This is a genomic window from Arsenicicoccus bolidensis DSM 15745 (genome assembly GCF_000426385.1).
GTDB lineage: Bacteria > Actinomycetota > Actinomycetes > Actinomycetales > Dermatophilaceae > Arsenicicoccus > Arsenicicoccus bolidensis.
Window position 1 is genome coordinate 32,503 of sequence record NZ_AUFG01000014.1, and the last position, 13,402, is coordinate 45,904.

At 73.0% G+C, this 13,402-nt stretch carries 13 protein-coding genes; 5 read left to right on the plus strand and 8 right to left on the minus strand.

Features of this window, described 5'->3' with window-relative positions; all coding sequences use genetic code 11:
* Nucleotides 1-79 precede the first annotated feature (79 nt).
* The 3 genes from hisB to hisD are packed head-to-tail and all read right to left on the minus strand — an operon-like array spanning nt 80 to nt 3,203.
* A complete protein-coding gene (gene hisB / locus K313_RS0109550; protein WP_034252614.1) occupies nt 80-706 on the minus strand; it encodes an imidazoleglycerol-phosphate dehydratase HisB in 627 nt (208 codons plus the stop codon).
* Entirely contained in the window at nt 706-1,857 is a 1,152-nt protein-coding gene (locus K313_RS0109555) for a histidinol-phosphate transaminase (protein ID WP_029211425.1), read from the minus strand. Before K313_RS0109555 ends, hisB begins: the two co-directional genes overlap by 1 nt.
* Entirely contained in the window at nt 1,854-3,203 is a 1,350-nt protein-coding gene (gene hisD, locus K313_RS0109560; protein ID WP_029211426.1) for a histidinol dehydrogenase, read from the minus strand. The genes K313_RS0109555 and hisD overlap by 4 nt, the downstream gene beginning before the upstream one ends.
* A gap of 62 nt (nt 3,204-3,265) precedes the next feature.
* Here hisD and K313_RS20675 point away from each other — a divergent pair, with 62 nt between their 5' ends.
* Entirely contained in the window at nt 3,266-4,384 is a 1,119-nt protein-coding gene (locus tag K313_RS20675; RefSeq protein WP_029211427.1) for a CPBP family intramembrane glutamic endopeptidase, read from the plus strand.
* Nucleotides 4,385-4,391: 7 nt separating this feature from the next.
* Nucleotides 4,392-5,183, plus strand: coding sequence for an ABC transporter permease (locus K313_RS0109570; RefSeq protein ID WP_029211428.1), 792 nt, complete (start codon nt 4,392-4,394; stop codon nt 5,181-5,183).
* Nucleotides 5,184-5,336: 153 nt separating this feature from the next.
* Here K313_RS0109570 and K313_RS0109575 read toward each other — a convergent pair whose 3' ends face one another.
* Nucleotides 5,337-5,894, minus strand: coding sequence for a hypothetical protein (locus K313_RS0109575; protein ID WP_029211429.1), 558 nt, complete (start codon nt 5,892-5,894; stop codon nt 5,337-5,339).
* A gap of 311 nt (nt 5,895-6,205) precedes the next feature.
* On the opposite strand from K313_RS0109575, the gene K313_RS0109580 reads away from it, so the two are divergent.
* Nucleotides 6,206-6,598, plus strand: a complete 393-nt coding sequence (locus tag K313_RS0109580) for a VOC family protein (RefSeq protein ID WP_019287211.1) — start codon at nt 6,206-6,208, stop codon at nt 6,596-6,598.
* 97 nt (nt 6,599-6,695) lie between these two features.
* On the opposite strand, the gene K313_RS0109585 is transcribed toward K313_RS0109580, so the two are convergent.
* The 4 genes from K313_RS0109585 to K313_RS0109600 all read right to left on the minus strand — a co-directional run bounded on the left by K313_RS0109585 (nt 6,696) and on the right by K313_RS0109600 (nt 11,137).
* On the minus strand, nt 6,696-6,920 hold the full coding sequence (locus tag K313_RS0109585; RefSeq protein ID WP_029211430.1) for a type II toxin-antitoxin system antitoxin: 225 nt from the start codon (nt 6,918-6,920) through the stop codon (nt 6,696-6,698).
* Entirely contained in the window at nt 6,917-7,894 is a 978-nt protein-coding gene (locus K313_RS0109590; protein ID WP_029211431.1) for an SPFH domain-containing protein, read from the minus strand. Before K313_RS0109590 ends, K313_RS0109585 begins: the two co-directional genes overlap by 4 nt.
* A 256-nt stretch (nt 7,895-8,150) precedes the next feature.
* The gene (locus K313_RS0109595) at nt 8,151-8,975 is read right to left on the minus strand and encodes a shikimate 5-dehydrogenase (RefSeq protein ID WP_029211432.1); all 825 of its coding nucleotides are present in this window, start codon (nt 8,973-8,975) and stop codon (nt 8,151-8,153) included.
* A complete protein-coding gene (locus K313_RS0109600) occupies nt 8,972-11,137 on the minus strand; it encodes a S9 family peptidase (protein ID WP_029211433.1) in 2,166 nt (721 codons plus the stop codon). The genes K313_RS0109595 and K313_RS0109600 overlap by 4 nt, the downstream gene beginning before the upstream one ends.
* Nucleotides 11,138-11,166: 29 nt before the next feature.
* Between K313_RS0109600 and K313_RS0109605 the strand changes: the two genes are divergently transcribed.
* Entirely contained in the window at nt 11,167-12,243 is a 1,077-nt protein-coding gene (locus K313_RS0109605) for a malate/lactate/ureidoglycolate dehydrogenase (protein ID WP_029211434.1), read from the plus strand.
* Nucleotides 12,244-12,266: 23 nt separating this feature from the next.
* Nucleotides 12,267-13,394 carry a GNAT family N-acetyltransferase gene (locus tag K313_RS0109610; protein ID WP_029211435.1) on the plus strand — a complete coding sequence of 376 codons (1,128 nt, stop codon included), beginning with the start codon at nt 12,267-12,269 and terminating at the stop codon, nt 13,392-13,394.
* Nucleotides 13,395-13,402: the final 8 nt, after the last annotated feature.

Below are 13,402 nucleotides of genomic sequence, written 5' to 3' on the forward strand. Positions count from 1 at the left end.
GGCAGGGTGCCTCGTCGCACCCACCGGATCACGCGTTCGCGTCGGCCCCTGACCAGGAGCACCCCGTGCTCCATGACCGTCAGAGGGCTCCCTTGGCGCTGGGGATGCCCTGGACCCGGGGGTCGGGCTGGCAGGCGAACCGCAGGGCGCGGGCGAAGGCCTTGATCTGCGCCTCCACGACGTGGTGGGGGTCGCGGCCGGAGAGCACCCGCACGTGCAGGGCGATCTGGGCGTTGTGCGCGACGGACTCGAAGACGTGGCGTGTGAGCGAGCCGACGTACTGGCCGCCGATGATGACGTACTCCTGGCCGGCGGGCTCGCCCTCGTGCACGACGAACGCGCGCCCGGCGACGTCGACGACGGCCTGGGCGAGCGCCTCGTCGAGCGGGACCATGGCGTCGCCGAAGCGCGAGATGCCGCGCTTGTCGCCGAGCGCCTCGCGCAGCGCCTGGCCGAGGCAGATCGCGACGTCCTCGACGGTGTGGTGGGCGTCGACGTCGACGTCGCCCTCGGCGCGGACGGTGAGGTCCATCAGCGAGTGCTTGGCGAGCGACTCGAGCATGTGGTCGTAGAAGCGGACGCCGGTCGAGACGTCGCCGCGACCGGTGCCGTCGAGGTCGAGGGTGAGCTCGATGCGGGACTCGGAGGTCGCCCTCGTGACGGTGGCGGTGCGGTGGGTCGTGCTCGGTGCCTGCAGGTCGGTCATCAGGACTCCAGTCGGTGGGTCGGGGCGAGCTCGCGCAGGGCGTCGAGGAAGGCATCGGTCTCGGCCGGCGTGCCCGCCGTCACCCGAAGGTAGTGCGGGATGCCCACGTCGCGGACGAGGACACCCCGGTCGAGCAGCGCCTGCCAGGTGGCGTGGGCGTCCGCGACGTTGCCGAAGAACACGAAGTTGGCGTCGCTGGCCACGGGGGTGAACCCCATCGCGGACAGCTCGGCGACCGTCCGGTCGCGCTGCTCCTTGATGGCCTCGACGGTGCCGAGCATCAGGTCGGCGTGCTCGAGGGCGGCCCGCGCGACGGCCTGCGTCACGGACGACAGGTGATAGGGCATGCGGACCAGGCGCAGCGCGTCGACGAGCGCCGGGTCGGCGGCCAGGTAGCCGAGACGCCCCCCGGCCAGCGCGAAGGCCTTGCTCATCGTGCGGGTGACCACGAGTCGCGGGCGACCGGCCAGCAGCGTCAGGGCGGACGGGGTGCCGGGGCGGGCGAACTCGGCATACGCCTCGTCGACGATGACCACCGCGCGAGGGGCGGCGTCATGGACGGCCTCGACCGTCTCGAGGTCGAGGGCGGTGCCGGTCGGGTTGTTGGGCGAGCAGAGGAAGACCAGGTGCGGGTCGACGTCGCGGACCTGCGTCACGGCCGACGCGGTGGACAGGTCGAAGCGGTGCGCCACGTCGTCGAAGCCCTCGCCGCGGCGCCCGTGCACGAACGCCGTGCCGGTGGTCTCGGTGATGATCGGGTGCATCGAGTAGGCGGGCGTGAAGCCCAGCGCCCGGCGGTCCGGCCCGCCGAAGGCCTGCACCAGGTGCAGCAGCACCTCGTTGGAGCCGTTGCCCGCCCACACCTGAGCGGCGTCGACCGCGACCCCGGAGGTCCGGGTCAGGTAGCCGGCGAGCGCCTCGCGCAGAGCGGTGAACTCGCGGTCGGGGTAGCGGTTGAGGTCGGGGACGACCTTGGTGACCGCCTCGGCCACCGCGTCCACGACGACCTGCGGCACGGGGTAGGAGGACTCGTTGGTGTTGAGCTGGACCGGGACGTCGAGCTGCGGCGCGCCGTAGGCCGTCCGACCGCGCAGGTCGGGGCGCAGCAGCTCCTCGATCGCTCCGGCCGCCCGCTGGGTGCGGTCGGTCATGCGGGCACCTCGTCGCCGAACCGAGCCGTGACCGCCTGCCCGTGACCGGGCAGGTCCTCGGACTGGGCGAGCGTGACCACGTGCCGGGCGACGTCGCGCAGCGCCGCCTCCGAGTAGTCGACGACGTGGATCCCGCGCAGGAAGGACTGGACCGACAGGCCGCTGGAGTAGGCCGCGGACCCTCCGGTGGGCAGCACGTGGTTGGAGCCGGCCGCGTAGTCGCCGAGGCTCACCGGGGAGTAGGGGCCGACGAAGATCGCGCCGGCGTTGCGGATGCGGGCGGCGACCGCCGCGGCGTCGCGCGTCTGGACCTCGAGGTGCTCGGCGGCGTAGGCGTCGACCACGCGCACCCCCTCGTCCAGGTCGTCCACGAGGACGATGCCGGACTGGGTGCCGGTCAGCGCGGTGCGGACCCGCTCGGCGTGCTTGGTCTCGGGGACGCGCCGCTCCACGGCCGCGACGACGGCCCGGGCCAGTTCCTCGGAGTCGGTGACCAGCACGGACCCCGCGAGCGGGTCGTGCTCGGCCTGGCTGATCAGGTCGGCCGCCACGTGGTCGGGGTCGGCCGAGTCGTCGGCGAGCACGGCGATCTCGGTCGGGCCGGCCTCGGCGTCGATGCCGATGACCCCCTGCAGCAGGCGCTTGGCCGACGCGACGTAGACGTTGCCCGGGCCGGTGACCAGGTTGGCGGGCTCGATGGCCGGGGTGCCGGTGGCGTCGTCGGCGGCCACGCCGTAGGCGAACATGGCGACGGCCTGGGCCCCGCCCACGGCATACACCTCGTCCACCCCGAGGAGGGCGCACGCGGCGAGGATCGTCGGGTGCGGGTAGCCCGCGAATACCCCGGAGCTCTCGCGCTGGGGCGGGCTGGTCACCGCGAGGGAGCCGACGCCGGCCTCCTGCGCGGGGACGACGTTCATGACCACGCTGGAGGGATAGACGGCCAGGCCGCCGGGGACGTAGAGGCCCACCCGCTCGACCGGCACCCAGCGCTCGGTGACGGTGCCGCCGGGGACGACCTGGGTGGTGACGTCCTGGCGCCGCTGGGCGCGGTGCACGCGACGGGCCCGCTCGATCGCGACCTCGAGGGCCGCGCGCACGTCGGGGTCGAGCCGCTCGACGGACGCGGCGAGCACGTCGGCCGGGACCCGCAGGCTCGGGGACCGGACCCCGTCGAAGCGCTCCCCCAGCTCCAGCAGCGCCGGCGCCCCCCGATGACGCACGTCGTCGCAGATCGGACGGACGACGTCGAGAGCAGCCTCCACGTCGAGCTCGGCCCGGGGCAACGTGTCGCGCAGCGCGCGTGCGTCGAGCACGCGACCGCGCAGGTCATCGATCGAGAGCATGCGGGCCAGTCTAGGCGGTGGGTCGGACAGGCCTGTCGGTCGTCTCAGCCACAATGGGCCGTATGACGATCCCCCTGGCGCCTCACCGACTGCCCGACCTTCCGGGCGTGCCGACGGAGTACCACCAGCTCCTGCGGGGCCCCCGCCACCGGTGGTGGCGCCCGCTGCTGTCGATCGTGATCGTGGTCGCCTCGCTCCTCATGGTCGTCATCGCGATCTCGGGGATCGCGGCGGCGGTGGTGGTCGGGGCCGGGGGCGACCTCGAGGAGTGGATGGACTCGGCGGCGTCCGGCCGGATGTCGCCGTCGGCCTTCCTGTCGACCAACCTCATGCTCGCCGCGCTGATCCCGGTGTCGTTGTTCGCGATCTGGGTCGGGCACACCGTGAACCCACGCTGGCTGCAGTCGGTGACGGGCCGGTTCCGCTGGGGCTGGTTCGCGCGCTGCCTGGCGGTCCTCGCGCCCCTGTGGCTCGCCTACCTCGCCATCGGCACGCTCGTCGACGGGCTGCCGGAGGGCGGACGCTCCAAGGAGTGGGCGGCCCTGCTGGTGATCATGCTCCTCACCACCCCCCTGCAGTGCGCCGGCGAGGAGCTGCTCTTTCGCGGGTGGGTCATGCAGAGCATCGGGTCGTGGTTCGCCCACCGCTGGGTGGCCCTCGCGGTGCCGATCGTCGTGTCCTGCCTGACGTTCGGGGCCGCGCACGGCAGCTCGGACCCGTGGATCTTCGCCGACCTCGCCGTCTTTGCCGTCTGCGCCTGCCTGCTCACCTGGCGCACCGGGGGGCTCGAAGCTGCGATCGCCCTGCACATCGTCAACAACATGCTGGTCATGGCGCTGTCGCTCACGCTCGGCGGCTTCGACGAAGGCTTCATCGACGGCGACACCAAGGGGTCCCCGCTGCCCGTGCTGACCTCGGTCGTGATCATGTCCATCGCCTACGCCCTCGTCTCGTGGCAGGCACGACGCGCCGGGATCCAGCGCCGCTCCACCCCGCAGATCCCGCCACCGCCCCAGGTGCCGCTGCCGGCCGGACAGGCCTGGCCGGCGCAGCCTGCCGCGCCTCAGGGCGGCTGGTCCCCCGCGCCGCCGCAGCAGTCGCCCACCTGGCAGCCACCGGGGCAGGTACCGGGGCAGGCGGGCGGCCAGGCCGGCGGATGGCACCCGCCATACGGCGGCTGACCAGGCCATGGGTCCCGCGACGGGTTCCGGATCCTCGCTCGTCTCCGTCGGCAGCACCGCCGACGTCGTCCGCCTCGTGCTCGTCGTCACGCTGCTCGCGCTCGCGGCCGCAGCGGTGCACCGGTGGGGCGGCCTCGGTCACTCCGGCGCCACCCTCACCGCCGCCGCCCGGGCGACCGTCCAGCTGGGCGTGGTGGGGCTGCTCATCGCCGCGGTGCTCGGGAGCTGGTGGCTCACCCTCGCCTTCGTCGCCCTGATGCTGGGCGTGGCCTCCCTCACCGCCGGTCGCCGGGTGCTGCCCGGCCGCGGGACCTGGTGGGCGGCGGCGCCGGTGTGCATCGGGGCCGTGCCCGTCGGGGTGGCGCTCGCCGCCTCCGGCGTCATCCCGCTGCGGCCCGTGGCGCTGGTCCCGATCCTCGGCATCCTCATCGGCAACGCCATGACGGCGACCACGCTCGCCGGCAAGCGCACCCTCGACGCGCTGACGACGCGGCACGGCGAGTTCGAGGCGGGCCAGTCGATCGGCCTCGTCGACCGGGACGCGGCCCTGCTCGTCGCCCGGGAGGACGCCGCCCTCGCGCTCGTGCCCGGCATGGACCAGACCCGCACCGTGGGCCTCGTGACCCTGCCCGGCGCGTTCGTGGGGACGCTGCTCGGCGGGGCGACGCCGCTCGAGGCCGCCGCCGTCCAGCTCGTCGTCCTGGCGGCGCTGCTGCTCGTGCAGGCGCTCTCCGTCGTGGCGATGCTCGAGCTGGTCGCGCGTGGCCGCATCGGCGACTATGGCCGCCGCACCGACTGAGGAGGCGTCGCGGGGCGAAACCAGTAGCGTTCCGTCCTGAGCGGGTGCGACAGTGCCCAGATGCCCGCTGCCGAGAGTCCGGGCGGTCCGCCCTCGGCGACCGTGACCGGCAGACGAGCTGGAGCTGGGACTCGCGCGTCCGCGGCTGAGAGGTCAGGCGATCCGGTCGAGAAGCATCGAGAGCGGCTCGGGCAGCTCGTCGCGCGACAGCTCGGCGGCCAGCACCCCGGCGACCTGCTCCTTGCGCCCGGACGCGACACCGCAGAAGCGATGCAGCTGCTCGGCCAGCGGACGGTCGGCCCACGCCGGCTGGATCTGCAGCGCCTCGAGCTTGCCGCCGAGCCCCGCGCTCTGGATCGCCTCGACGGCGCGACTCGTCCCGAGGGCGCGGATCAGCTCGTCCTCCAGGTCCGCCTCGCACACGAAGAAGCCGTAGGCCGGGAGATCGCTCGCGTCGCTGACCGGCAGGCCGTCGGCGACGAGCGCCCGCTCGACGAACCTCGCCTCGGCCGCGTCGCACATCCCCAGGACGTCGGCGTCCGGCTGCAGCTGCCGGATCTCCGGCAGCACCCGCCCCACGTTGGTGACGCCCTGCAGGTTGCGCAGCTCGACGTGGTCGCCGCCGATGTCGTTGCGGTGCATGATCGCTCGCACGGCGGCGACGTCGCTGACGCCTTCGAGCAGGACGATGAGGGTGGGCTCGGCGCTCATGGGCCCACCCTAGAGGGGACCGCTCGGGAGGGCCTCAGCCACCAGCCGGCCCGGGCGACGAGGCAACGTTCGCTCGCCACCTTCTCTGGCGGGGCATCGGTCAGATCACGAAGGACCTGCCACCGGATCGCAGGGTCGGAGTCGGGCAGCCAGTCGATGGTGCCCCCACGCTAGGAGGGGTTGCGGACGTCTCCCATCCGGGTGCGACGAACGGGTCGGCCGCACCCGGGCCGTGCCCGACCTGGATGCACCTCTCCCCCACGGTTCACTCGTATGGCGCTGACCCGCCGCGACCCCGATACGCTCCAGGCATGAATGTCGTCCACCACATCGAGCTCTGGACGACGGACATCGCCGGGACGGCGCCGTCGTTCGACTGGCTCCTGACCACGCTCGGATGGACCGCCGAGACCGACCCCGGTTGGCCTCTCGGCCGGACCTGGCACCACACCAGCGGGATGTACCTCGTGCTGGAGCAGTCCGCGGCCGTCGACGGCGCCCACCACCGCACCCATGCCGGGCTGAACCACCTCGCCCTGCGGGTGACGGATCGCGCGCAGCTCGACCGGATGCGGGCGGAGTGTCCACGGCACGGCTGGGTGGAGGTGTTCGCAGACCGCTATCCCCACGCGGGTGGCCCGCAGCACACCGCGCTGTTCGTCGAGAACGCCGAAGGCTTCGAGCTCGAGCTCGTCGCCGACTGACCAGGGGGTTTGGGGCGGGTCCCCCTGCGACAGGGTCGATCCGGCAAGGGACACGCCGTGCCCTCTCGACGAACCGACCCCTGTCGGTTCGTGGCCGTCACCCAGAGGTCGGGGGCCTGCCGCGGCGAGGCAGCGGCCCCGCGTCCTTCGGCATACGGCCCGATCTCTTGAGTGCGTCCCGCAGGACCATCTCGACCTGCGCGTTGACGCTGCGCAGCTCGTCACCCGCCCACCGGGTGAGGGCGTCGTGGACGGCGGGGTCGAGCCGCAGCAGCACCTGCTTGCGCTCGCCCCCGCCGCGACGCTCCCGTGGAGGGGTCACTGGTAGAGCGATCCTGTGTTGACGATCGGCGCGACCTTGGACTCGCCGCACAGGACGACGAGCAGGTTGGAGACCATGGCGGCCTTGCGCTCGTCGTCCAGCTCGACGATGTCCTGCTCCTCCAGCTTGGCGAGGGCCATGTCGACCATGCCGACGGCACCCTCGACGATCCGGGAGCGGGCCGCCACGATGGCGGACGCCTGCTGGCGCTGCAGCATCGCCTGGGCGATCTCGGGGGCGTAGGCCAGGTGGGAGATCCGCACCTCGACGATCTCGACGCCGGCGACGACGACGCGCTCGGCCACCTCGTAGGCCAGCTCGCCGGACACCACGTCGGTGGACCCGCGCAGCGACTCGACCTCGTCGCTGTCGGTGTCGTAGGGGTGGGAGATCGCCACGTGGCGCAGCGCCGACTCGGACTGGGCCCGGACGAAGTTCTCGTAGTGCTCCACCGAGAAGCTGGCGCGGGCCGTGTCGGCAACCTGCCAGACGACGATGGCGGCGATCTCCACGGGGTTGCCGTCGGCGTCGTTGACCTTGAGCACGTTGGTCTCGAAGTTGTTGACGCGCACCGAGACTCCCCGCTTGGAGGTGAACGGCATGACCATCGTCAGACCGGTGCGGCGCGCCGTCCCGACATACCGTCCGAAGAACTGGATCACCTTGGTCTGGCCGGGCTGGATGATGACGACCGCGCTGGCCACGATCGCGGCGAGCAGGATGACGACCACGCCACCGACGAAGCTGCCGATCGGGGGCTGGCCCGTCTCGTTGGCCGTGATCGCTCCGCTGATGATCAGCCAGATGCCTCCGGCGAACAGCAGCAGCGACAGGGCCAGCGCCAGGAAGCCGTCGACCGCGAACGCCGGGCGCTCGTTGACGTCGACGCGCGTGCCCTGGTGGCCGACGGGGCGGGCCGACGGTGGGGCGGTCTGCGGGTCGATGGTCTGGTCGTGCGGCTGCTGCGTGCTCATGGCGTCCCCCTGGCTGGTCGTTGTGTGACATCTTTTTGATATTACTTAAACCTTCGACGCGGCTAGGGCGCAAGGGGTTCCGGGCACGATTCGAGACCTCGTCTCCTGCTCGGACGTCGAGGCACAGTGATGGCGTGATCCCGGACGACCTGCGAGCGCGGTCGGACAGGCCACGTCGAGGTCACCGCCGACGACGCTCGGTCGACCGCCGAGCTCATCCGCTCCTGCGACGAACCGCAGTACTGAAGCGTCTCGACTAGGCGGTCTCGCGGGAGAAGGCCGAGGCTCGGGCGACCTGCTCGTCGCTCGGGCGCACCCCGGTGTAGAGCACGAACTGCTCGGCCGCCTGCAGGGCGATCACCTCAGCTCCGGTGATGACGCGCCGGTCCAGCTCACGCGCCAGCCGGATCAGCGGCGTCTCCGCGGGGAACGCCACCACGTCGAACACCGTCCGGGCTGCCTCCACGGCGGGCCGTGGCACCGGCAGCTCCTCGGCCTGGGGCCCGCCCGCCATACCGACGGGAGTCGCGTTGAGGATCAACGCGGGTCGCAGGTCGCCGAGCGAGTCCGCCCAGCGGTGGCCGTACTTCGCGGCGAGGGCGGGGCCGGTGCGCGAGTTCCGCGCCACGACATGGCCGTTGGTGAAGCCCGCGTCGGTCAGGGCGGCGACCGCGGCCTTCGCCATACCGCCGGAGCCGAGGACGGCGAAGTCGTCCGTCGGCGAGACCCCGTGGGACGCAAGGAGATTGCGGATAGCGAGATAGTCGGTGTTGTAGGCGACGAGGTGGCCGTCGTCGTTGACGATGGTGTTGACCGACTCGATCGCTGCCGCGGACTCGGTCATCTGGTCGACCAGGGGTATGACGTCCTCCTTCCACGGCATGGAGATCGCGCAGCCGCGGATCCCGAGAGCGCGCACGCCACCGATCGCCGCCGTGATGTCCGAGGTCGTGAACGCCTTGTAGACGTAGTCCAGCCCGAGCTCGCGATAGAGGTAGTTGTGAAAACGCGTGCCGATGTTGGACGGTCGCGCCGACAGCGACAGGCACAGCTGCGTGTCCTTGGTGATCCGCTCGGTCACGAGGACGCTCCCGCCTGGTCGATGAGCCAGGCGTACTCGAACGCGGCCTCGCGCCACGCGTGGTAGCGCCCGCTGACGCCGCCGTGCCCGGCGACCATCTCGGTCTTGAGCAGGATCGGACGCGTCGTGAGGTCGTTGGTCGCGAGCTCGCGCAACCGCGCCACCCACTTGGCGGGCTCGACGTAGTAGACCCGGCTGTCGTTGAGCGAGGTCGTCGCCAGGATCGCCGGGTAGGGGCGCGCCGCGACGTTGTCGTAGGGCGAGTAACCCTTCATGTAGGCGTAGACCTGGGGGTCGGCGAGGGGGTTGCCCCACTCCTCCCACTCCCCCACGGTCAGCGGCAGGCTCGGGTCGAGGATCGTCGTCAGCGCGTCGACGAAGGGCACCTGCGCGTGGATCGCCCGGAAGCGGTCCGGCGCGAGGTTGGCGACCGCCCCCATGAGCAGGCCCCCGGCCGAGCCGCCCTCGGCGACCAGCCGGTCCGGCGCCACCCACCCCGCATCGACGAGGTGCTCGGCGCACGCCACGAAGTCCGTGAAGGTGTTGCGCTTGTGCTGCATCCGGCCCTGGAGGTACCACTGGCGCCCCATCTCGCCGCCGCCGCGCACGTGCGCGAGCGCCCACACGAAGCCCCGGTCCAGCAGCGACAGCCGGGCCACCGAGAACCACGGGTCCATGCTCGCCTCGTAGGACCCGTAGCCGTAGACGAGCCCGGGGGCCGTGCCGTCGGCGACCACGTCCTTGCGGTGCACCACCGAGATCGGGATCCGGGTGCCGTCGGCCGCCGTCGCCCACTCCCGGTGCTGGACGTAGTCGCCGAGGTCCACCCCGCCGAGCACCGGCGTCTGCCGCAGCAGGGTGCGCTCCCCGGTCACGAGGTCGACGTCGTAGACGCTGCGCGGCGTCACGAGGGAGGTGAACCCGATCCGCAGCACGTGCGAGGCGTAGTCGGGGTTGTCCCCCACCCCGATCGTGCCGAGCTCCTCGTCCATGACCAGCGGCCGCATCGGCCCGAAACCACCACCGTCCGGCCCGACCGTTCCCCCAGGGTCGTCCGTCCGGTCCATCACGGCGAGCGCGGTCAGGCCGTCCCGCCGCAGCGAGACGACCGCGTGCCGCTGGAACGCGTCGACGCCCACGACGCGCTCGCCCGGCGCGGCGGCATACAGGCTCTGCCAGTCCTCCGCCGAGGTGCTGCCGAGGGGCGCCTGGGCCAGCTCGAAGTCCTCGTGGGTGGCGTTGTGGGTGATGAGCAGGCGGTCACCGGCGGGCTCGGCGTCGTACTCGACCCCCTCGCGGCGGGGAGCCACGCAGCGAGGCTCGCCGCAGGGGTCGTCGGCGGGCAGCAGCCAGGTCTCCGAGGTGTCCTTGGAGCCCGCCGCGATGATGATCCACGCGTCGTCCCGGCTGGACCCGACGCCCACCCAGAACCGCTCGTCGGTCTCCTCGTGCACCAGCACGTCCTGGTCGGCCGGGGTGCCGACCTCGTGGCGCCACACCTGGAACTGCCGCCAGGCGTCGTCGTTGCGGGCGTAGAACACGTGCCGCCCGTCGCGGGAGAAGGCCAGGCCGTAGCCGACCTTGTGGACGGCGTCGTCGACGACCTCGCCGACGGGCCCGGTGCGGGTGGGGTCGTCACCGACCCAGGTCACGACCAGGTCGTAGACCTCGTCACCGGTCAGGTCGACGGCGTAGGCGTAGAGCGTGCCGTCGTGGCTGATCTCGCTGGAGCCCACGCCGAAGAAGTCGGCGTCCGCCGCGAGCGCCTCGGCGTCGAGCAGGACCTGCTCCCCCGCCGGGGGCGCACCGTCGGTCAGCTCGGGCGGCAGCTCGCCGGGCCGCACCGGCACGCGGCACTCGCGGCCGTACTGCTCGCCGGCGCTGATCCGGGAGTAGTACCACCACCCGCGGTAGGCCGAGGGGACGCTGAGGTCGGTCTCCTGCGTGCGCGTGCGGATCTCGTCGTAGACCTGCTCGGTCAGCGGCGCCAGGTGCGCCGTCATGGCCTCGGTGTAGGCGTTCTCCGCCTCGAGGTGCGCGACGACCTCGGGCGAGCCCTTGTCCCGCAGCCACTCGTAGGGGTCGACGACGCGGTCCCCGTGGTGCTCGCGGATCGTCTCGACGCGACGCGCCACGGGAGGCTGGGGTGATGGGTTGGTCACCCGGGCACGGTAGCCGATATCAAGGAGGCATGACCGTACCCTCGCTGACCGTCCACCCCACGCTGCTCCACGAGGTCGTGAGCACGATCGTCCAGGCGTCCGGCAGCGACGCCCGCGAGGCGGGGCTCGTCGCCGACCACCTGGTCGCGGCCAACCTCGCCGGGCACGACTCGCACGGCGTCGGCATGGTCCCGAGCTATCTGGAGGCGCTGGCGGTCGGCGAGCTGCACCCGGGCGTCGGCGCGACCGTCGTCAAGGACGCCGGCGCGGTCCTGACGATCGACGGTGGCCAGGGCTATGGCCAGGTCGTGGCCCACGAGGCGATGGAGCTCGCCATCGCTCGGGCGCGCGAGCTGGGCGTCTGCGTCACCGCCGTGCGCGGCTCGCACCACGTCGGTCGGATCGGCCACTGGGCCGAGCAGTGCGCCCGCGCCGGGCAGGTCTCGATCCACCTGGCCAGCGTGGTCGGCGAGCGGTATGTCGCCCCCTTCGGGGGAACGGACGGCCGCTTCGGCACGAACCCCGTGTGCCTGTGCGTCCCGCGCGAGGGCCAGGACCCCGTGCTGCTGGACATGGCCACGTCGACGGTCGCGCTGGGCAAGACCCGCGTCGCCCACAACGCCGGTCTCCCCCTCGAGCCGGGTCGGGCCCTCGACGCCGGGGGCCGCCCCACGACCGACCCGGGCGTGATGTGGACCGAGCCGCACGGTGCGCTGACGGCGTTCGGGCTGCACAAGGGGTCGGGTCTCGCGGTCATGGCCGAGCTGTTCGCCGGCGCCGTGACCGGCGGCCTCACCACGCATGCCGCCACCACGACGCACGAGGCCGCCATCGTCAACAACCTGCTGTCGATCGTCCTGTCCCCCGAGGCCTTCGAGGGCAGCGCGATGGCCGAGCAGACCGACCTGTTCCTGGAGTCCGTGGCCGCCTCCCGCCCCGCGGTCCCCGGCGAGCCGGTGCTGCTGCCGGGCCAGCCCGAGGTGGCGGCCCGGGAGGCCCGTCGCGACGGGGCCCCGGTCGACGCGACGACGTGGGCCCAGATCCTCGACGGTGCCCGCGCGGTGGGCGTGCCGGCCGACGTGATCGAGGGCTGGCCCACCGCCTGACCGCACGGTGCAGGATGGGTGGCATGACCCACGCCCACGCCCACGCCCCCGTCCCCGAGCTGACCGACGGCGTGGTGCTCCTGCGGGCGCACACCGACGCCGACGTCCCGGCGATCGTCGAGCAGTGCACGGACCCCGCGAGCCTGCGGTGGACGACCGTCCCGCGGCCGTACGACGCGAACGCGGCGCAGGCCTTCCTGGCCATGACCCGTCAGGAGTGGGCCGTGCCCGACCGGGGACGCTGGTGGGCCATCGAGTGGCTCGACCACCCCGACGGCGCACCGGAGTTCGCCGGGACCATCGACCTGCGACCCCGGGGCGGTGGCAGCGCAGAGGTGGGCTTCGGGCTCCACCCGCAGGCCCGCGGCCACGGCCTGACGGCGCGCGCGCTGCGCCTCGTCTGCCGGTGGTGGTGGGAGCAGGGCGGGGAGCGCGTGACCTGGATGGCGATGGCCGGCCACCTCGCCTCGTGGCGGGTCGCCTGGTCGTGCGGGTTCGCACGGCACGCGACCCTCCCGGGCTATCTCCCCCACCCGGACGGCCTGGCGGACGCGTGGGTGGCGAGCGTCGGGCGGGAGGACGACCTGGACCGGCCGGCGTCCCTGTGGCTCGACCCCGTGACGCGCGAGTCGAGCGACGTGCGCCTGCGCGCCTGGCGCGACGACGACGGGGCGAGCTGCGAGCCGGGCGACTCCCCGACCCACTTCATGCCGCCGGGGGCCGAGCCGACGCCGTCGACCTTCGAGGCGTGGGTGCTGCGCCGACGGGTCCGGATGTCGCTGGGGCAGAGCGTGCACTGGTGCATCGCCGACACCGCCGGCGACCGCGCACGCGGCGACCTGTGCCTCATCCTTGAGGGGCAGCAGCCGGGGACCGCCGAGATCGGCTACGTGCTGTTCCCGTCGGCGCGAGGGCGCGGGCTGGCCTCGGGCGCCGTGCGCCTCGCGATCGAGCACGCCTGGGCGGACGCGGCGGACGGCGGGCTCGGCCTGCGGCGCCTCCTCGCCTCCACCGTCGCCGACAACGACGCGAGCGCGCGCGTACTGCAGCGCGCGGGGTTCGCCGAGTGGGGCCACGAACCGGAGTTCTGCGCCCGCGACGACGGGTCGTACGACGACATGCGGCACTGGGTCCTGCTGCGCGGCGCCTGACCCCCGCC